The organism is Silvanigrella sp. (genome assembly GCF_044369315.1).
GTDB lineage: Bacteria > Bdellovibrionota_B > Oligoflexia > Silvanigrellales > Silvanigrellaceae > Silvanigrella.
Genome location: NZ_JBIPMD010000034.1, coordinates 1 through 21,027, shown reverse-complemented (window position 1 = coordinate 21,027; position 21,027 = coordinate 1). Strand labels below are relative to the sequence as shown.

The 21,027-nt window shown below is 30.0% G+C and carries 17 protein-coding genes; 7 read left to right on the top strand and 10 right to left on the bottom strand.

The features are described 5' to 3' along the window. Positions 1–181: 181 nt before the first annotated feature. Positions 182–1,411, top strand: coding sequence for a hypothetical protein (locus tag ACIQ56_RS04925; RefSeq protein WP_397599960.1), 1,230 nt, complete (start codon positions 182–184; stop codon positions 1,409–1,411). Here ACIQ56_RS04925 and ACIQ56_RS04920 read toward each other — a convergent pair. Beyond that, positions 1,395–3,287, bottom strand: a complete 1,893-nt coding sequence (locus tag ACIQ56_RS04920; RefSeq protein ID WP_397599959.1) for a prolyl oligopeptidase family serine peptidase — start codon at positions 3,285–3,287, stop codon at positions 1,395–1,397. The genes ACIQ56_RS04925 and ACIQ56_RS04920 overlap by 17 nt on opposite strands. Positions 3,288–3,404: 117 nt before the next feature. Between ACIQ56_RS04920 and ACIQ56_RS04915 the strand changes: the two genes are divergently transcribed. From ACIQ56_RS04915 to argF, 4 genes are all read left to right on the top strand, one after another. Continuing rightward, positions 3,405–4,127: a TVP38/TMEM64 family protein gene (locus ACIQ56_RS04915; RefSeq protein ID WP_397599958.1), complete on the top strand. Its 723-nt coding sequence runs from the start codon at positions 3,405–3,407 to the stop codon at positions 4,125–4,127. 117 nt (positions 4,128–4,244) lie between these two features. Then, positions 4,245–5,357: a glutamine-hydrolyzing carbamoyl-phosphate synthase small subunit gene (gene carA / locus ACIQ56_RS04910; protein ID WP_397599957.1), complete on the top strand. Its 1,113-nt coding sequence runs from the start codon at positions 4,245–4,247 to the stop codon at positions 5,355–5,357. Positions 5,358–5,368: 11 nt separating this feature from the next. Next, positions 5,369–8,497 (top strand): carbamoyl-phosphate synthase large subunit, encoded by a 3,129-nt coding sequence (carB, locus tag ACIQ56_RS04905; protein ID WP_397599956.1) that lies wholly within the window; start codon positions 5,369–5,371, stop codon positions 8,495–8,497. Continuing rightward, positions 8,494–9,438: an ornithine carbamoyltransferase gene (gene argF / locus ACIQ56_RS04900; RefSeq protein WP_397599955.1), complete on the top strand. Its 945-nt coding sequence runs from the start codon at positions 8,494–8,496 to the stop codon at positions 9,436–9,438. The genes carB and argF overlap by 4 nt, the downstream gene beginning before the upstream one ends. Here the strand turns inward: argF and lepB are convergent. Further along, complete coding sequence (gene lepB / locus ACIQ56_RS04895; RefSeq protein ID WP_397599954.1) at positions 9,435–10,136, bottom strand: signal peptidase I; 702 nt, start codon at positions 10,134–10,136, stop codon at positions 9,435–9,437. The two genes, argF and lepB, sit on opposite strands and share 4 nt — an antisense overlap. A gap of 85 nt (positions 10,137–10,221) precedes the next feature. Between lepB and ACIQ56_RS04890 the strand changes: the two genes are divergently transcribed. Then, the gene (locus tag ACIQ56_RS04890; RefSeq protein WP_397599953.1) at positions 10,222–12,291 is read left to right on the top strand and encodes a site-specific recombinase; all 2,070 of its coding nucleotides are present in this window, start codon (positions 10,222–10,224) and stop codon (positions 12,289–12,291) included. Between the two features lie 31 nt (positions 12,292–12,322). Here the strand turns inward: ACIQ56_RS04890 and phnD are convergent, their stop codons facing one another. The 6 genes from phnD to ACIQ56_RS04860 form a co-directional block, all read right to left on the bottom strand. Then, a complete protein-coding gene (gene phnD, locus ACIQ56_RS04885; RefSeq protein ID WP_397599952.1) occupies positions 12,323–13,225 on the bottom strand; it encodes a phosphate/phosphite/phosphonate ABC transporter substrate-binding protein in 903 nt (300 codons plus the stop codon). 647 nt (positions 13,226–13,872) lie between these two features. Beyond that, complete coding sequence (locus ACIQ56_RS04880) at positions 13,873–14,127, bottom strand: hypothetical protein (RefSeq protein WP_397599951.1); 255 nt, start codon at positions 14,125–14,127, stop codon at positions 13,873–13,875. Between the two features lie 386 nt (positions 14,128–14,513). Next, on the bottom strand, positions 14,514–15,317 hold the full coding sequence (locus ACIQ56_RS04875) for a DUF1028 domain-containing protein (protein WP_397599950.1): 804 nt from the start codon (positions 15,315–15,317) through the stop codon (positions 14,514–14,516). 275 nt (positions 15,318–15,592) lie between these two features. Then, complete coding sequence (locus ACIQ56_RS04870) at positions 15,593–16,390, bottom strand: MetQ/NlpA family ABC transporter substrate-binding protein (protein WP_397599949.1); 798 nt, start codon at positions 16,388–16,390, stop codon at positions 15,593–15,595. A 26-nt stretch (positions 16,391–16,416) separates the two neighbouring features. Continuing rightward, complete coding sequence (locus ACIQ56_RS04865; RefSeq protein WP_397599948.1) at positions 16,417–17,067, bottom strand: methionine ABC transporter permease; 651 nt, start codon at positions 17,065–17,067, stop codon at positions 16,417–16,419. Then, complete coding sequence (locus tag ACIQ56_RS04860) at positions 17,036–18,091, bottom strand: methionine ABC transporter ATP-binding protein (protein ID WP_397599947.1); 1,056 nt, start codon at positions 18,089–18,091, stop codon at positions 17,036–17,038. Before ACIQ56_RS04860 ends, ACIQ56_RS04865 begins: the two co-directional genes overlap by 32 nt. Positions 18,092–18,442: 351 nt before the next feature. Here ACIQ56_RS04860 and ACIQ56_RS04855 point away from each other — a divergent pair, with 351 nt between their 5' ends. Continuing rightward, complete coding sequence (locus ACIQ56_RS04855; RefSeq protein ID WP_397599946.1) at positions 18,443–19,684, top strand: aspartate kinase; 1,242 nt, start codon at positions 18,443–18,445, stop codon at positions 19,682–19,684. On the opposite strand, the gene ACIQ56_RS04850 is transcribed toward ACIQ56_RS04855, so the two are convergent. After that, complete coding sequence (locus tag ACIQ56_RS04850) at positions 19,670–20,395, bottom strand: VC0807 family protein (RefSeq protein ID WP_397599945.1); 726 nt, start codon at positions 20,393–20,395, stop codon at positions 19,670–19,672. The genes ACIQ56_RS04855 and ACIQ56_RS04850 overlap by 15 nt on opposite strands. Positions 20,396–20,497: 102 nt before the next feature. After that, complete coding sequence (locus ACIQ56_RS04845) at positions 20,498–20,914, bottom strand: RrF2 family transcriptional regulator (protein WP_397599944.1); 417 nt, start codon at positions 20,912–20,914, stop codon at positions 20,498–20,500. Positions 20,915–21,027: the final 113 nt, after the last annotated feature.

Here is a 21,027-nt window from a genome sequence, read left to right as displayed (position 1 = left end):
AAAATGTTCCTCTAATATTGCTCGCTTTTCATAATATCCTAAGCGCCTTCGTGGCTCTGCTAATTTATCCATTGACTCTCCTTTTCATGATGGAAAAGTGTCAACTTGAAATGGGGGTTAGGATCAAAATATAAAATACAATGAGGATATAAAACCTCAGATTAAAGAAAAGAAATATATTTTGAAACTAGAAGGGAAAGATAAGGATTTTAAAGAATATATTTTATACTTTTCTTCATTGCCTATTTTAAATATTATAACAAATGATTATAAAAACAAGTTTCCAATTATTAATAATGCAAAAGTAAATATAATTGATAATAAAAATAATATTGAATTTGATACAAGAATGAATATTAGAGGAGCTTCTTCAATTAACAATTTTAAAAGTTCTTACGCCTTATATTCTGAAGATAAATTTTCTAATTACATATTTTCCAAATATGGCTTTAAGTCAGTCCAAAATTTTTACTCTTTATATGCTTCTTATCATGATCCATCATTATTAAGGGATTATACTGGACATACATTATTTAATTCAAAATTAAATAATGTAATTCACAATAGCATAAAAGGTTTACATATTGACTTATTTATAAATAATATATATTTTGGAGTTTATATTTTAACAAATACGATTGGAACAAAAACATTACAAAATAATAACCCAAATAAAGAACTATTAGAATTAATTGCAAAAGACAGAGAATCTTATGAAATTCGCGATAAATTTTATCAATTAGTTAATAAGGAAGATAATTTATTGATCAATCCTTTTAACTTCTCATTTCATACAATTAATGAAGATACCATAAAAATGAGTAACAAGTTAATGAAATGCGATAAGGACTTAGAAAAAACATTTAATAAAAACTATGCGTTTTCTTTTATGACAACAATTTTAGCTATAGAAGGTTTTGATAATATTACTAATAATGCTTTTGTAGCTTTAAAAAATGGGAAAATTAATGACTTAATTAATAATAATTATAAAAATGATGAATTATTTTATATCCCATGGGATATGGATCACTCATTTAGAACAATCTCTCTACCCCCACAAGATAATGATAAACCATTTACTAACTATTACAGTAATGTAATATCCAAAAGTGGTTCATTATTTAAATGTTATTTAGATAATACTAATAATTTCAAAAATCAATTTAATGAATATTGGAAAATAAACAATAAAAATCTTCAAAATGAGATTAAAAATATTTTCAATGAAAAATACAATTATTTAAATAAAAATTATGCATATGAAAGAGACTATTTAAGATGGAAAAACTCTCCAAACATATTTAGTGAGCAAGACAAAAATGATATTAATATTTGGATTGATGAGAGACTTAAATATTTAAATAATAATATACTTAACAACAATAAATTTTTTAATCTATTTTTTTAAAAAAATCTAACTCTTTATCCAATGAAGTTATAATACTTTCAGCCTTTTTAAATCCATGCCCCTCTCCTTCAAATATATAAACTTCATTAAATATTTTATTTTTATTTAATTCATCTACAATTTTATATGTTTGACTAACATGCACAACCATATCTTTATCACCATGGAAAAAGATAATGGGAGATTTAATATTTCTGGCGAAGTTTAAAGGGGAACGATTAAAATATTTTTCGCGTTCCTTTTCAACAGAACCACCAATTAATCCTTGATCATAATAAGCTTCAAATTTATGAATATGTTCTGTCATAGCGATAAGATCTGCAATACCATAGGTACAAGAACCGCATTTATAAATATTATGAAAAGCGAGTGAAGATAGTACTGTTAATCCACCCGAACTACTTCCAGCAATTATCAAATGATTTTTATCCACTTTATTTTTATTACAAAGATAAAGTGCAGCGTCAATACAGTCCTCCACATCTCGAATACCCCATTGTCCTTTTAATTGCTCCCTATAATTTCTTCCATATCCTGTACTTCCTCTATAATTTACTTCAATATAAGCAAATCCTCTGCTGGTATAATATTGAACTTTTGGATTAAACATAAAATCAGCATTTGCTGTCGGTCCCCCATGGACTTTAACAATTAAAGGTGGCAATTGATCTTCTTTATAAGAATAATTTGGATTTTTAGGCTTATAATAAAAAGCGTATGCTATTTGATTGTCTCTTGTAGGAAATTCAATTAATTCAGGCATGGAAATAAAATCTTGTTGAAAAATATTACCTATTGAGTTTCTCAATACTTTTGTTTTTTGAATGGATTCATAATTTGAAAAAAGCACTGCTAATGGTAAGGTTTCAGAACCGCCAAAAAAAGCAACGCAGTTATTTTTTGCAGCAATATTATATATGCATGTTAAAGAATTATTTATTTCATGAAATGATTTTTCATATATATCAATCAATCCTGTTTTCCAAATTCCTTTTTCACAAAAACTTGAAATTATTTTACTTTCATTTATAAAATCAAAACAACGCGTACCAGAAATCCACATTGGCCTTCCAAAATCAGCATCTCTAGTAAAAATATTCTCTAATTTAAAATTTGTTACTTTATAAATATTCCAAAAACCAGTAATATCTGAAGAAACAAATAATTCATTTTTAGAATTCCAGACAGGTTGATAAAATGATTGTTGTGAATCAATTGAAACTCGTTTTTTATTAGAAACAACTCCCTGTAAATTAACATCTGCAATCCATAGCTCAGTGGCATCCCAAGGCATATTAGGATGATCCCATTGCAACCAACTTATTTTTGTTCCGTTAGGACTGACAGAAGGGCTGCTATAAAAATCAGAACCCGTAAATAAAACCGTTATTTTTTTTGTTTGTAACGATATTTGAACGATTTCAGTTGGTGGAAATTGAGATTTTTTAGAATCATCTTTTCGAATACAATATAAATATTCATGTTTTGGATCAGCATGAAAATCAGCAAATCTTCCTTCAAAATATTCTGTAATAGGTTTAATTACATTTGTTTTTAAATTTTTATGATAAACAATTCCATCTTTTGAATTTGAAAAATAAAGTTGTTGATCCCTTACAAAAAAAGCACCTCCACCGTAACCATGAACTGAGGTTCCAACACTATATTCTTCTGGAGTTTCATCTTGATAAGTAGCATTTTGATGATAGGAAACAACAACAGAACGTCCCTTTTCATTTGGCCTAGATTCAACCCAGTAGATAATTCCATTATCAATATGTATATCTGTAAAAGAAAGTGATTTACTTGCAATGATCTCAGAGGTGATAGGAGATATCCAAGAGCCAAAATTAGAATGAGTTCCAGATGCTATCATTTTTAATCCTGTTCAAATATTGTTTTAAAATAAAGCCTTTGTATAAAAAAGACTTTGAATCGTTTATTATACAATTTAGAATCTTTCTTTGCATCAATTTTTTTTAAAGGGATTTTTGTGAAAAAAAACTTAATTTTCATAACAATTATCTTAGCTATATTTGGATTGTCTAGCCTTATAAATTTAAGTCAAACAAAAGATAACCCAACAGATGCTATCATTATGAATTTAATTCAGTTAAATATTGAAACAATTAAAAATTTAAACATAGCATATCCTTTATTATCTCCTATTGTATTTTCAATTTTATTTTTCCTATTAACCATAGCTTATATTCCTTTTATTGGCCCTGTTTTTGTTTTATGTTCAGGAGCTCTCTATGGTCCTATTTTAGGAGCTATTTTATTTTCTTTTGTAGTGAGTTTATCTTATACGGCATCTTTTTTAATATCTAGACAACTTTATTTAAGATATAAGAAAAATAAAAAGAAGAAACTAAAGTTACAAAAAATAATCCATGGGTTTGAAAAAGACGGTTGGTTATATTTATTATCGGTTCGTTTTGCCGGCGTCATTCCTGCAATTGCAATCAATATTGGGATGGGCTTTACAAATATTCCTGCCTGGCAATTTTATATCGTTACACAAATAGGTACTTTCCCCATTATACTTGTTTACTCATTTGCAGGCAGTAAAATTGAAAATTTAAAGAGTTTAAATGATTTTATCTCCCCATATTTTTTATTATTTATGATCTTTTTATCGATATGCCCCATATTAATAAAGATAATAAGTGACTATGTTATTGCAAAAATAAAAAAACGATCAAAAAGAGCTTGACAGCAGTTCTTTAATAATGCAATTATAGTCCAATTTTTGGCCCGGCGACGATGCATCTCGCCGTACCTTCAATTTTTCCTATTTTGTTTTAAAATTCAATATTGTAATGGAGAAGATATGCGGGCATCTCTTTTATTAGAAGATGGCACGGTTTTTCACGGCCAAGGTTTAGGAATTAAGACTGATATTGTTGGTGAAATTGTATTTAACACTGCAATGTCCGGTTATGAAGAAGTCATTTCAGACCCTTCTTACCTAGGTCAGATCGTATTATTTACTACAAGTTATATAGGAAATACGGGGATAACACGTGATGATTTAGAATCTCATAAAATGTTTGCAGAAGGAATGATCTGTAAAAATGTTTCTTTAATTCCAGATAATCATCGCTCTAAAGTCTCATTAGATTGCTATCTTAAAGAACAAAAAAAATGCGCAATTTATGATATAGACACAAGACTTATTACTCATAAAATAAGAGAAAAAGGATGCATGTCTGCAATCCTTTCCACTGAAGATCACGACATTTTATCATTAACAAATAAATTAAATAAATTTCAAAAATTAGCTCAAATCAATGCTGTTGAAATATACCATCAAGAAGGACCCATACCAAAAGTACAATATTTTAATCAAAATATATCAAAAAAATATAAAGTTGCTGTTTTAGATTTTGGTATAAAACAAGGAATATTAAATTCTTTAACGGAGCTTAATTGTGAGCCTGTATTTTTTTCCCCTTCAAGTTCAATTGAAGATATTAAAGCCATCCAACCGGATGGCATTTTTTTTAGCAATGGACCAGGAGATCCCAGCATTTTAGCTAAAGAAACAAATATTATTTCCTTAATGAAAGAATTGCTCGCAAGCCATCCGTGTTTTGGAATTTGCTTAGGTCATCAATTAATTGGTCTTTCATTTGGCGCTACAATTGAAAAATTAAGATTTGGTCATCACGCCATAAATCATCCTGTAAAGTCTTTAAATTCTGATTCCTCTAAAGTTTTAATAACTTCACAAAATCATAATTATATTGTTAATATTGATAATATTTTCAATATATTTGAAGCAACTCATATTCATTTAAATGATGGTACTTTAGCAGGTATGAAACATAAAAATCTACCCATATATTCTGTTCAATTTCACCCAGAATCAAACCCAGGACCTCGAGATGCAGAACCCATTTTTATTGATTTTATAAACTCTATGCAAATAAACAGAATATAACGGAGAAAATCATGCCAAAAAGAAGTGATATAAAAAAAATTCTCATTATTGGTTCGGGTCCAATTCAAATTGGGCAAGGCTGCGAATTTGATTACTCTGGAACACAAGCGTGCCTAGCACTCAAAGATGAAGGTTATGAGGTTGTTCTTATCAATTCAAACCCTGCAACAATCATGACGGATAAAGAAACAGCAAATAAAGTTTACATTGAACCATTAACAATAGAATGTATTACAAAAATAATTGAAATAGAAAAACCCGATGCTATTTTACCCACAATGGGCGGACAAGTTGCTTTAAATTTATTTATGGATCTTTATAAATCAGGAATATTAGCAAAACATAACGTAAAAGCGATTGGAGTAAATCCCAAAACTGTAGACTTAGCAGAAGACAGAAGAGAATTCAAAAATCTTGTTACGTCTATCGGTTATGATGTTGTTCGTGGAGACTTGGTTTCAAATAAATCAGACGCATTTAAAGTTGCAGAAGAACTTTCTTATCCTTTAATCATTCGAGCCTCTTTTACATTAGGAGGAACGGGTGGCGGTATTGCATACGACTCAACTCAATTTGAAGAGCTTGTCGATGCCGCGTTTGCTGCCAGTACACATGCAGAAATTTCTATTGAAGAATCCATCATTGGCTGGAAAGAATACGAACTTGAAGTGATGAGAGATAAAAACGGCAATTTTGTTGTTATTTGCGGAATTGAAAATGTAAATCCAATGGGAGTTCACACAGGGGATTCCATCACAGTAGCTCCATGCATGACACTTACAGATAAAGAGTATCAGCAATTACGTAACAGCTCAAAAAGAATTTTTGAAGAAATAGGAATGGAAACAGGCGGAGCGAATATTCAATATGCCATTCACCCTGATACAGGAAGGGTTGTTGTGATTGAAATGAACCCACGCGTATCAAGAAGCTCTGCACTTGTTTCTAAAGCAACAGGATACCCAATCGCACGCATCTCTGCGAAATTAGCAATAGGCTTAACTCTAGACGAAATTAAAAATGAAATCACAAAAGTAACAAGTGCCGCTTTTGAACCTTCTATAGATTATGTTGTTGTTAAAATACCTCGCTGGGATTTTGAAAAATACAAAGAAACAGACAACAGACTTGGAATTCAAATGAAATCCGTTGGCGAAGTATTAGCTTTTGGTAGTTCTTTTAAAGATGCTTTTCAAAAAGCTTGGCGTTCCCTTGAAAAAAATATTGATGGTTGGTCGCGTTGTAAAAAAGAATATTCCATTTCTGAGTTAAAAATACTTTTAAAAACCCCAACACCTGCTTTATTTGATTATATAAAAGAAGCATTTTATAAAGACATGGATATAAATCAAATATATTCTTTAACCGGTGTTGGTAAATGGTTTTTGTATCAATTACATGAATTGTATTTATTAGAAAAAAATCTTTTAAAAGAAAAATATCCAATTTCAATTGATAAATTAACAAGAGCAAAAAAAGACGGATTTAGCAACACACAAATAGCAAAATTAATTTCATCGGATAGAAAATTAATAGAACAACAACTTATTGACTTTAATATAAAACCAACATTTAAAATGGTTGATACTTGTGCAGGTGAATTTGAAGCGAAAACCCCTTATTATTTTAAAACTTATGAAACTCAAAATGAAAATCGAATTTCTAAAAATAAAAAAATTGTCATTTTAGGAAGTGGTCCAAATCGAATTGGGCAGGGCGTCGAATTTGATTATTCTTGTGTTCATGCTGTTAAAGCAGCGCAAGAATTAGGATTTGAAGCAATCCTTATTAATTCAAATCCAGAAACAGTAAGTACTGATTTTTATATTTCTGATAAATTATATATGGAACCTTTAATTGAAGAAGACGTTTTAGATATTTTAAATCAAGAAAAACCATATGGTGTTTTTATTCAATTTGGTGGACAAAGCCCTTTAAAACTCGCAAAATCCATTGAAAAATCGGGATATAAAATTTTAGGAACTTCCTTTAATTCACTTGAGCTCGCTGAGGATAGAGAGTTATTTGGAAAAGTATTAAGTAAACTAAATATCAAAGCACCTCCGTTTGGAACGGCAAAAAGTATAGAAGAAGCTTTAAAAATAGCAAATGAAATTTCTTATCCCGTTTTAGTGCGCCCTTCTTTTGTATTAGGTGGTAGAGGAATGGCGGTTGTTTATAATAAAAATCAATTATTAAATTATTTTGAAAAAGCTTTAAAGATTGATACCACAAAACCCGTATTAATTGACAAATACTTAGAAGGTGCAATTGAATTTGATATCGATCTTTTATGTGATGGCAGTGAAGTCTATATTCCAACCGTAATGGAACACATAGAAGAAGCAGGAATCCACTCTGGCGATAGTTCATGCATTATTCCTTCTATTAGTGCAAAAGAAATTCATTTAAATAAAATTAAAGAAATTTCCAAAAATTTAGCATTTGAACTAAATACAATTGGCTTGATGAACATACAAATCGCAATTTATGAAGATGAAGTCTATGTGCTTGAAGTAAATCCAAGAAGCTCAAGATCAATTCCATTTGTTTCAAAAGCCACGCAAGTTCCTATGGCTAAATTAGGCGCTTATCTTTGTTTAGGTAAAAAATTAAATGAATTGGTTATAAAAAATGAAATATTAAATACCGATAAATATTTTATTAAGGTACCCGTTTTTCCTTTTCAAAAATTCCCTAACTTTACACCCATACTTGGACCAGAAATGCGTTCTATTGGTGAAATCATGGCAAATGCAAATAACTTAGGTGAACTTTTTGCAAAAGGATATATTTCTGCTGGTCTTCATTTGAATAAAGATGGATATATTTTATTATGTGCAAATGAAAATTATTTAAGTAATTTAAAATCAAATATCAGTTTAATATCTGAAGTATCTAATAAAATTATTCTAGTTCAATCAAAAAATAATTCTGATCAAAATATCATAAATCAAATAAAAAATAATCAAGTATTAATGGTGATTGCTCCGTATGAAGATGCATTTTTAGAAAATAATAATGATTATTCATTTATTACAAAACTTGCTGTTCAATATAAAATTCCAATTACTTCAACATTAAGATCCATTGAAGCCATGCTACAGGCTGCTCTATTTTTAAAAAGAGGTTCTTTATGAAATTAAAAGGTCGTTCTTTATCAACATTACTAGACATTTCTCAAAATGAATTCTTTTATTTATTAGAACTGGCGCATAAGGTAAAAAAAGAAAAACGAGATCGTATTTTTCCTAAAAGATTAATCAATAAAAATATTGCTTTAATTTTTGAAAAATCGAGCACCCGAACAAGATCTGCTTTTGTTTTAGCCGCTCATGATGAAGGCGCAAATGCAGAATTTTTAAACAGAAACGACATTCACTTTGGAAAAAAAGAATCCGTTAAAGATACAGCGCGTGTTTTAGGAAGATTATTTGACGGCATTATGTTTCGTGGTTTTGAACAAAAAACTCTTGAAGAACTTATACAATATTCAGGTGTTCCTGTTTGGAATGCTTTAACAGATGATCATCATCCTACTCAAGCTTTAGCAGATATGATGACTTGCCAAGAAAAACTTGGGAACTTAAAAGGGAAAAAACTTGTTTACTTAGGAGATGGAGCAAATAATGTGGCTCATTCCCTTATGATTGCATCTTGTTATGCAGGCATGAATATTGTAATTTGTTCCCCAGAGTCAAGAAGACCAAATGATTTTATTATTAATGAATGTTTGAAAATAAATAAAGAAACAGGTGGAATTCTTGAGTTTTCAAGCTCTCCAATGAATGCCGTCTTTTATGCAGATTGTTTATATACTGATGTCTGGATATCCATGGGGGAAGAAGAAAATAAAGAAACTAAAGAGCGCATTGAATTATTAAAACCATATCAAATTAATAGTGAAATTATGGACGCAACCAAAAATAAAAATACTTTATTTTTACATTGTTTGCCTGCAATTAAAGGTATGGAAGTGACAGAAGAGATTTTTGAATCCAGAAATAGCGCTGTATTTGATCAAGCAGAAAACAGAATGCACACAATAAAAGCTCTTTTAATTGCAACAATGCAAGATTAATTTTTAATAGGTTGAAACCATCTTTCATTTCGAAATGATGGTAAAAAGGAACCTTCTTTATCAAAAGTTGAATAAGAGATTAAAAAGGCTCTTCCATAGATACGATCTTGATCCATAAATCCCCAGAATCTACCATCTGAAGAATTATCTCTATTGTCACCTAATACAAGCAATTTATTAGGTGGCACAACCCAAGTTTGCGTTTCAGCATCTGTTAAGCTATTCCATTTTCTTTTTAAAATATAATGAGGATATTTGCTAAATCCAGATTCAATAAATAGGCTAAAACTTTCTGCAGTTTCTCCTCCACCCAAATTTTCGAGCGGAGTTCTATCTGCCTGAAGTTCTTGTTTTGCTAAAACACCATTTATAGTTAAAATTCCGTTTGTAAAATTTATTTTATCTCCAGGAAGACCAACAACTCTTTTAATTAATGTTAATTGATTTTCTGACTCAGGACCTTGAAATACCACAATATCACCACGGTCAGGCTGACTCCAACTAAATATTCTTGTTTGCATAAATGGCAACATTATTCCGTATGATAACTTATTAACAACGACATGATCCCCAATTTTTAAAGTAGGCAATAAAGAGCCTGTTGGTATTACATACCAGTTTAAAAAAGTTGATCTAAATATAAAAATTGCAGTAACTATGAATAATATGGATTTCAATTCATTTATAAGTCTGTTCATAAAAAAAATCACCTCGTTTACAAGAGCCCATTAGGGTATATCATAGACTGTCATAAATGCGAGAGGAAGTAAAAGGAGGTTTCTTTTGAAAATATTAAAAAAGTTCACAAATGGAATTGATAAATTTATTCATGCTGGAAATTATAAGTATGACTTAAACTCTATCCTCTCTAGCGCAAATCCTAAATTATCACTCGAAGAAAGAGTGGAATGGATTCAAAAACTGATGTTTTGGATAAGATCAACAGAAAAAATTCCAATTCAATTTGATCCGACAATTGGTCAAATTCATACTGCGCGAGTGAGCTTTATATTACAACTTCTTGATAGAAATATAGAGTGGAAAAAAGCGGTATCTCAAACATTTCGATCTGTAATTTTAGAGACAAATGCGCTGCAGTTATTTAGCCACACAGGACTTCCAAAAGAAGCTGGTTTTCTTCAAGAAGCTACTGATAGAATCATGAATAAAATCATCCCAACACCTCCAGATGACAAAGAACTTTCTGAGTTATTTTTAAAAATTTTTCCACGAGAAGAAGATGCCATTTGGATTGAAAATCTGAGTCAAGAAACAATAAGTAAAATTCATGAACTCATTACCTTTGAATCCGATAAAAACGAATTATGGTATAAAATGAGAGATGATATTGCTGATGCTATATATATTTTAACAAGCCAAATTCATGCCATTGGCTTATCCGATGCAATTCGTACAAGAACAAATATAAAGCACATAAGAGATTCCCCTTTTATTACTTTGAGTGATTGTATTGATAAATTTTTAAATTCTTATATTGAGGCTAATTCAACAGAACTACAACATTTAATCCTATTATGTGATTCAAATATGATTGAATGTAAAAAATCGTTACAAGAAGTTTTTCAACACCTAGATGAGTTTGGTGTTAGCGTTACATTAGTGTATCAGCTAGAAAAAATTTCATATCACCTCGCTAGATTAGAAATTCTTTTAACATTTTTACACTCTCGCGATAAAATCGTAAAATCGAATATCATTTCTTTATTTATTTCTAAATTAATTCGAGAAAGCCTCGATAAAAAAAGTGTAATTGCTCTTATTCAAACAAATTTAAATCAATTATCAAGAAAAATTGCCGAACGCTCAGGAACGACTGGAGAACATTACCTTACAAATAATAAAAAAGAATATTTTGATATGTTTAAATCTGCTGGAGGAGGCGGTATTATTACCGCATTTACAACATTATTAAAATTCTTTATTGTTTCTTTAAAGCTTCCCCATTTTTTTGAAGGTTTTTTTTCCACGGTAAATTACGCAGGAAGTTTTATTTTTATCCAATTATGTGGTTTTACACTGGCAACAAAACAGCCTTCTATGACAGCATCTTCATTAGCCGTAAAGCTTCATAACACTCAAGATGAAGCCTTACTTAAAGATTTTGTAGATGAAGTAACAAAATTAACTCGATCCCAATTTGCTGCCATATTTGGAAACCTTGCCCTTGTTATACCAAGTGCTTTTATTATTGATTTTATATTTAAATATTTTACAGGGCATAGTGTATTATCACCTGAAAAAGCAGTATCAACTGTTAAATCGATATCTATTTTAGGACCAAGTATTTTTTACGCCATTTTTACTGGCTTTTTACTTTGGATTTCTAGTCTTGCGGCAGGATGGCTTGAAAATTGGGCTGTATATAGAAGACTTCCCGAAGCATTAGCTAAAAATAAAAGATTGATTTTTGTATTTGGAAAAGAAAAAACAGAAAAAATATCTTCCTTTTTTGCCCATAATATTTCAGGATTTGGCGGTAATATTTCTCTTGGATTTATGCTTGGCATGATCCCTCAGTTTGGAATATTTTTAGGCCTTCCTATAGACGTAAGACATGTTACTTTATCTACAGGTTCTTTTTCATTTGCAATTTCATCTATTGGTATTTCAGGTATAGGTAAATTCGAATTTTTATTAGCCTTTTTTGGAATTATTATGATTGGACTTTTAAATTTATCGGTTAGCTTTTGGCTTGCTATGTCTGTAGCGATTCGTGCTAGAAAAATTCAAAGTGTTGGAAGGAAAAAATTAAGAGCAGCTATTTTTAAACGACTTATTACATCTCCGCTAGAATTTTTTTATCCTACTTCAAAAAAAGAAAACAATTCATAAAAATTTATTTAATGTAATGTTTTCTTTTAATTTATTTTTTACTAAAAATACCTGAAATATCTAACCCTGAATTCTCAACTTCTTTCACAAATTCTGCATAATCTTTATTATCAGACTTTACAGGAGTTAATTCTTGCATATTATTTATATGATTTGGATATTCTTTAATACAAGCAGGAATTGCAAGAGTTAATTTATCTTTTATTTCCTTAGTTAAACCTTTACGAACATAAACAGGTTCATTTGGAATTGATTTAGATAGCCATAATACTCTTGTTTCTTTAGAAATGTTTGGATAAATATTTTCTACTCGACTTCTTGCATCATTTATTTTACCTGTTTTTGCATCGGGACCATTATAATAAGCTGCCGTTGCATCGACTTGTCCTTGCATTAAAGCAATAATTGATGCATCCATACTTCCGGTTGGAACTTCCTGTGAAAACTTTTTATTATTTTTTTTCATGAGAATTGATGGAAAAATATAACTCGAAGCAGAACTCGCATCAGAATAGGCAAACTTTTTTCCATTTAAATCATTAACATTTTTAATAGGAGAGTTTTCTTTTACAAAAATTGCTGATTGATAGCTATTTGAACCATAACGAATAATTTGTAAAATAGGCTCAACACCAAACTTATTTTTTGCTATTAAATAACTTACAATATCTCCAAAAGCCATATCTACCTTTTGAGCACCAATTGCTTCAACAACAGCAATATAACTATTTGGAACTTGAATATCGACAAATATTTTTGCTTTATCTTCAATACATTTTGCAACTGGTTTCGCATTATCTAAAGCTTTTGCTGCATGCCCGGAGGGAATAATTGCAATTTTAAATGGATTATTTCTAGTACCTATTGAATCAGCAGCATAACAATTTGTAAACGTAAAAAAAACACACATAGAAGCTAACAATTTTAATTTCATAAAGAAAACCCTCATTATTTCTCTATTTACCAGAATCATTCTCATATAAATTATTTATTTTTATTTGTCAAAACCAAAACATTTCCGGATTTAAAAATACAAATGAATAATTTTAATTAATTAAATATAATGAAAAAATTAAGATACAAATCAAAGTTTGATATTTATATGGCCGAATGATACCAAAAATAGTTTTTCTGTCAATTTGAAAGGGAAAGAAAAATATTTTTAAAATTTATAAGGATTTTTATAATGCCATTAAAATATAAAATAAATGAAATATTTAAAATATTCATTATTTATTATTTCATGCAAGAATATGATTATCTTATTTTTGCTAATTCATTAAATTATTAAAATAGTTTTAAAAATTATCTTAAAGTAATTAAAAATAATCCAAAATAAATGGGTAAAATCAAAAATAGTGAAAACGAAATTTTAAAATTGAGGAAAAAAGAAGACAATATTTCATAAAAAAAAGATTTACTCCTAAAGAATCTTATTCTTTAGGAGTAAAGTAGGTATTATTTTGAAGATCCCTACTAGCTAATAATCAGAGATGCTACAAAAATAGATAATGGAACAGCAACATATAACAGACTATTGTGGAAAAACTCTCTAGTTAGAGGTTCTCCAGGGATTGCTATTTAACCTCTAATTTCTAATGGAAAATTTTTATTTATATCAATATTTAGACATGCAACTTGTTCATGGGAGCTAGAGCTTTCTTGAGCAGGACATGAAAATAATATCGATGCAGCAAAAAGAGAACTCCAAGAAGAAACTGGTTTTAAAATAAAAAAAAATGAATCTATTTTATTTTTAGGAAATATGACTCCTGATTCTGTTACTCTAAATCCTATAATTACGATATATTTAATTAAAAATCTACAGAAAAACAAAGAATCTTTTAAAGAAATGGGAGCAATTAACTCAAATATTTTTTTAACCTATAAAGAAACGTTAAATGTATTAAAAAATGGCTTTTATGAGTATACCGATAAAAATTATAAAATAAATAAATTAATGCTAAGATTCTTTTATTAGCTCTGCAATTTTGCAGTATATAATACATAATCCAAAAAATAATTGCTTTTAAGATAAACAAATACTTTTATATCTTAAAAGCAATTCGAAATCTTAAAAAGCGTGAACTGCACATGTAAATTTAAGGAGAAATAGCAAAAATTCTTTCATCTAAAGTTTACACTCCTACTTTTAAGTGGAAACAATTGTGCCAAATAGAGCGAGATTATAGATCGTGTTGAAGAGATGATTTAATTTTAAATTAATTATTTAATGAATTTAATTCAGCAGATAAGCCATCAATTGCATCTTTATTTTCTGATTGTATGGTATATATGGAATAATCTTTTAATATATCTTCATCTTTAAAAATCTTCAAAAATCCAAAATTTGAAGTCGTCATATTTTTTGAACAACGAAAATCTCCAATATTTTTTTCATTTCTAACACTCTGCAAAGCACCAATTAGTTTTTCAGTTAAATTCCCATTCGTTTCTTTAAATCCGGAATCCATTTTTGTTAATACAGATTCTCCAGTTAAGTGATTTCCTGCAATAGCATAAACAAATCTTCCGCTTGAGGTTTCAGAAGTAATCCCACCAGAAAAAGTTGAATAATTATCAACAATATAGTTTTTAATGTTTTCTCCAGTGTAAAAAGCATTAAAAACTTGTTTGCTATTCACGTCCCTTGTTAATGCTAAATACTGTCTTTTATTTGATTCATCAATTAATCCATCTTTTTCGTGTTTAATGAGTTTTTGAATAACCTCATACGCATTTTTACCATTTCCCATTAATCTTGCAGCTCTTCTAAAGTTACCAGCTAAAGGCAATGCCTGTAAATTCATAATTCCAATTCTAGGGGAATATGCAATTAAATATTTGTCTATTAAAGAGTTTCTATATTCATTTGATAAAAATGCATCATTATTTACACAAGATACTAAAACAGAACCAAATTCATTCGTTTTAGTATCTAAAGCAATCATTGAAAACGTTGCATTCGCATTTGAAACTAAAGATAAAGATGCTGTTGTTAATAAAATTTTAAAAAAGAAATTCATGCATTACCTCAATTCATTATTATATTAAATAAGATTACAAAACATCGTAACAAATTTTTTATATTCTATTTTTTTAATTTGTAAAAGGTTATGGTATTTATTTTAAATTATTATTTAGAAAATAATATTTGATTGCTGGATAAATTCGAATAATAAAATTTGATATCTTAATTATCTTAAAAAATAAAGTGAATTAATAAAAAAAAATTCGAAGCATGTGATTAAGTTCTATTGAAGATTTTCACATGTTTCGAATTTTTAATAGCAGAAAAATACTACCAAGCAGGAAAGGCTCCTGGAAAAAGCTCTTCGGTTTTTTTACGAACTTCATCAGAATTCATAATACTCTTTAAATTTTGAAATGCTTTTTTCTCTTTTTCAGACTCTTTCACAACAATAACGTTAATATATGGTTTTGCCGTTTTTGGATTTTCTTTAAATAAAGCTTCAGATGGTTTAAAACCTGCATTTGTAACAAAGTCATTATTTAAAACAACTGCGGTTACATCTAATGCAGAACGCGCTGCCTGAGCTGCATCTACGGATTTAATATCTAAATGTTTTGGGTTAGAAACAATATCTTTAGGGTTTGGAATTTCGCCTACACCGTCTTTTAATTTAATAAGACCAGCAGTTTGTAATAAAATTAGAGCTCTTCCCTGATTACTTGCATCATTTGGAATAACAATTGTTGCTTTATCTCCAATTTCAGAAATTTGTTTTATTTTGCGAGAATATACTGCCATTGGATAAATAAACGTATTTCCTACAATAGCTAATTTATATCCTTTTTTTAATTTTGCTTGCTCTAAAAATGAGACTGTTTGAAATATATTTGCATCAATATCACCTGCGTTTAAAGCTTCGTTTGGAATTTGGTAATCTCCGAAAGTAACTACTTTCAAAGTTAAATCATATTTTTCTTTTGCCAGTTTTTGGGCAACCTCAAGAACTTTTACTGAGGGGCCTGCTGTAATACCTACTTTAATGGTCTCGCCCGCATTTGCCATGTTTATAGAAGTAACACCTAAAAATAATGAAGAAAATAAAGTAACTATTTTAACAAATTTCATACCAAATTCCTTTCGAATTAAGATGCTTAATGAGAAACTTTACGTGTAATAAAATCACCAACAAACTGAATAAATAAAACCAAAGCAACTAAAGTAACAAGAGCTTGCATCATAACAGGAGTATTAAATTGATAATAACCATATTGTATCGCCATATTTCCTAAACCACTTCCACCAACAGCTCCTGCCATAGCGGAATACTCTGTTAAACTAACAAACAAAATAGTGCAGGCATTCGCTATCCCAGGAATGGCTTCAGGTAACAAAACTTTTCTAATAATTTGTAAAGGAGATGACCCCATTGCTTGGGCTGCTTCAATTAAACCACGATTTATAGTTGCTAGTTTACCTTCAACAATTCTTGCAAAAAATGGGATAGCAGCCACACTTAATGGAACCATTGCCGCAGCTGTTCCAATAGAGGTACCAACAATAAATCGAGTAAAAGGAATAATGGCAACCATTAATATAACAAAAGGAACAGACCTTCCAATAGTAACAATACTACTTAATATTTTATGAACTACAGGATTTTCATAAAACATTCCTTTTGATGTTACTGTTAAAGCAATAGCAATTGGTAAACCAAATATAAATGCAGATAATCCAGCTACAAGTACCATATAAATTGTTGCTAATGTAGAATCAAGCAGTGTACTTAATGTTTCCAGAAACATAACCTAAAACCTCAGTCGTAATATTTGAATTACTTAAAAATTCAATTCCTAAATTAATTTGCTCTTGAGCTCCCGATATTTGGCAAAGCATGATGCCAATAGGAGAATTGCTAACAACATCGATATGAGCTTGTAATATATTTATGCGAAGTCCAAATTTCATAACTAAATCAGAAATAATAGTCTCCGTAGCTACATCACCTACAAAAGAAATTTTTAAAATTGGATTTAATCCCTCTGTAGGAAATTGTATTAAGTTTTTTTCAATACTCTCTGGTAATGAAATATGAAAAGCAGACCGAACTAACGCCTTTGTTACGTTTGCTTTAGGATTGCTAAACATTTCTACCATAGAAGAAGATTCAACAATTTGACCATTTTCTATCACAGCAACACGATCGCAAATTGTTTTTACAACTTCCATTTCATGAGTAATTAAAAGAATAGTAACACCAAATTTTTTATTTATTTCTTTTAATAATTCTAAAATAGATTTTGTTGTTTCAGGATCTAAAGCAGAAGTGGCTTCATCACATAAAAGTACTTTTGGGTTTGATGCAAGAGAACGAGCAATCGCAACACGTTGCTTTTGTCCGCCACTTAACTGATGTGGATAATGATCTTCTTTATCCGACAATCCTGTTACTTCTAATAAATATTTAACTCTTTCATTAATTTCTTTTTTATCTACACCAGCAAATTCTAAAGGCAAGGCCACATTTTTAAATGTAGTTGCAGAAGAAAGAAGATTAAAATGTTGAAATATCATTCCAATATTTCTTCTTTGTTTTCTTAAATCTACTTCTTTGAGAGATGTTAAAGAAACGCCATCTAAAATAACCTCACCTTCGCTCGGTCTTTCTAGTAAGTTAACAGTGCGCAGTAAAGTACTTTTCCCAGCACCACTTTTCCCAATAATACCGAAAATTTCACCTTTTGATACTTCAAGATCAATGCCTTTTAAAGCATGTGAAATACCAATCTTTGTTTTAAAGTACTTTTTAATACCAATAAGTTTGATCATAAAAATTGCCTAAAATAATATAAACGATTAAAAATTTATAAATATGATACTTATTTACAGGATAAATTCATTATTATAAATAACAACAACAATATTTTTTATTTTGCATTGATTGATTTATAAAGAGGGAAATTATGACGAATAGATTAAGATAAATGTTCATTTAAGAATCCCGCTTTAGCTGAATTTACGTAGTAAATATGAATGCCCGCAAGCTGACTATCAAATCGGCATTCATGAAATGTAAAACATATTATACTGTTTGAGTCAATAATAAAATGGGAACTAATTATGCTGACAAGAAAGACTTGTTATGTTAAGTTTAAATTTTATATTTTCTAGGAGTTTATTGTGGCAACAAAGTCAATGTTATCAAGTAATAGTTCCTCACAAATCATTACCATCGGACCTGTATTTAAATTTGGTGGTACAAGCATGGGTACCATCGAACGAATAGAACACGTTGCCGAACTTTGTTTAAAATTAAAACCATCCGCAGTTGTTGTGTCTGCAATGTCGGGAGAAACAAATCGTCTTGTCTCATTAGCAAGTGAAATTTCAAATCGAATCGATGTGCCAGAATATGACATGCTAGTTGCTAGCGGTGAACAAGTCTCTGTTTCCTTATTAAGTTTAGCTCTTCGCAAAAGAGGCATTGAACCCTGCCCTATGCTTGCTCCCACAGCAGGAATATTAACGGACTCCCAATTTTCAAGGGCAAGTATTTTAAAGGTAAAGGGCGATGCCATTAAAACTGCGCTTGAAAAGGGTCAGCTTCCCATCATTGCTGGATTCCAAGGTGTAACAGAAGACGGCAGATTGACCTCTCTTGGAAGAGGGGGCTCTGATACCTCAGCAGTCGCTATTGCCGCTGGAATTGGTGCAAAAGAATGCATTATTTATACAGATGTGGATGGTGTTTTTACAACAGACCCTCGTATTTGCAAAGATGCGCGTATTATTCGCACCATTAACTACGAAGAAATGCTTGAAATGGCAAGCCAAGGAAGTAAAGTTTTGCATATAAGAAGCGTTCAACTTGCTGCAAAATGGGGGATAAGACTTGTTGTTAGAAATACTTTTTCAAATGATGAAGGAACAGAAATGAGCACAATAGATACTCCTATTGAAGGAGAAGTTGTTTCCGGAGTTGCCGCAACTCAAAATGAAGCTTGGATCCAAGCAGGTTCCAGTAAAAATCAAAAATTTAATTTAGCTAATGTGTTTACAATTCTTGCTCAAAAAGGTGTTAATGTCGATATAATTACCCAATCAGAACACGAAGGCGGAATGAAAATCAATTTTACCGTGTCTCAACCCGATGCAAAACTTGCTATGGAAACCCTAAAAAGCGAATTTACAGATTTAAAATTAATACTAAGAGAAGATGTATCAAAAATATCAATTGTAGGCGTTGGCATGAGAACACATGCAGGGGTAGCCGCTAGAATGTTTCAAACCCTAGCAGAACAAAATATTGATATTCTTTTAGTAACAACATCTGAAATAAAAGTAGGTTGCTTAATTCCAAGGGAAAAAATGAACCAAGCTGTTCAAGCTCTTCATAAAGAGTTTATTTCATTCGGCCTTTAATATTTCTGCTGCATTTAAACCTGTAAGTTTTTTTAGCTGAGAAATAAACCACCATAAACCAAAAATTGAGATAACAAATTTTGGCAGAGCAATGACAATATAACTTTTCCAAGTCATTTCAGCTAATTCTTTATTAAAAGCCTCTGTCCCAGCAGGGCTAATAATAATATTTATTGCTAAAATATAGTTTAAGACACCACCTAGAAAAAAGGCAAAACCAAAAACCATAGTTACCTGCCACATTAATATTTTAAATTGTCTTTCTGCATTATTTTGCCGTAATTTATTTTCTAAAAGATCAATTTTAAATATATTTTCGTTGTAAATAAAATAGTTTACAAAGGGCTTCCCAATCCAAGCAGATACAATAGTAAAAATCCCTAAAAATGTTGGAATAGCAGCTTCTTGAATAGCAAACCAAAAGCCATCCACCTTATAAAAGGCAAATATTCCTTTGATAAGAACACTTGTAATCCCTAAAATAGCAATGGGACTCGCTTGTTTTCTTTTTGCAAAGTCATAAATCCCAAATACCAAGGGAAAAGCAAGAGCAAGGAGCAAGGTTTTTAAGGGCCCAAGTGTTGAATTTAACTTAGATAAAACCAAAACTGGAATTAAAACATAAAATATGATTGACGCCCAAAGATTTTCCTTTGGTTTTTTTAAATCAGAGGGGGTTTCAATGGCCGCCTCAACCTTTTTATTTTCCATAAAAACTTTCTATAAGCTTAAAATGACAGAAATGACAAAGAACAATAACATAACATATATAGAGACGAAAAGCATATTGTATCTTTTTGAAAGAATAAATCATTAAAGAAAAATATTTTTATTCACAGTAATATCAGCTAAAGTTTTGTTATCTAAGACCTTAAAAAACGCTTGCCTGGCTTCATATAAAATTCCCTTTAAAGAACAGCATGTAGACAGCATACATGTATTTTTTTCAGGATTAAAACATTCTACCAACTCAAAATTGCTTTCCATTTCTTTGATTATTTTGCCTAAATTTATATCTTTAGGCGGATGAGCCAAACAAATTCCGCCACCTTTTCCGCGAATTGTTTTAATCACTCCTTTTTCACCCAATTTATGCACAACACGAGTTAAATGATTTTTTGAAATATGGAATTTATTAGAAATTTCATCAATTGTAGATAAATCATCCTCTTTCGCAGCTAAATAAATAAGCACTCTTAATGAATAATCCGTATATAAGGTTAATTGCATTGGTATGATCCCCAAAAAGTGGACTATTAAATTTCATAATTTTCTTCATATTCTAAAGGTGCATGATAATCAAGGGCAGAATGAGCACGAATTCGATTATAAAACACCTCTAT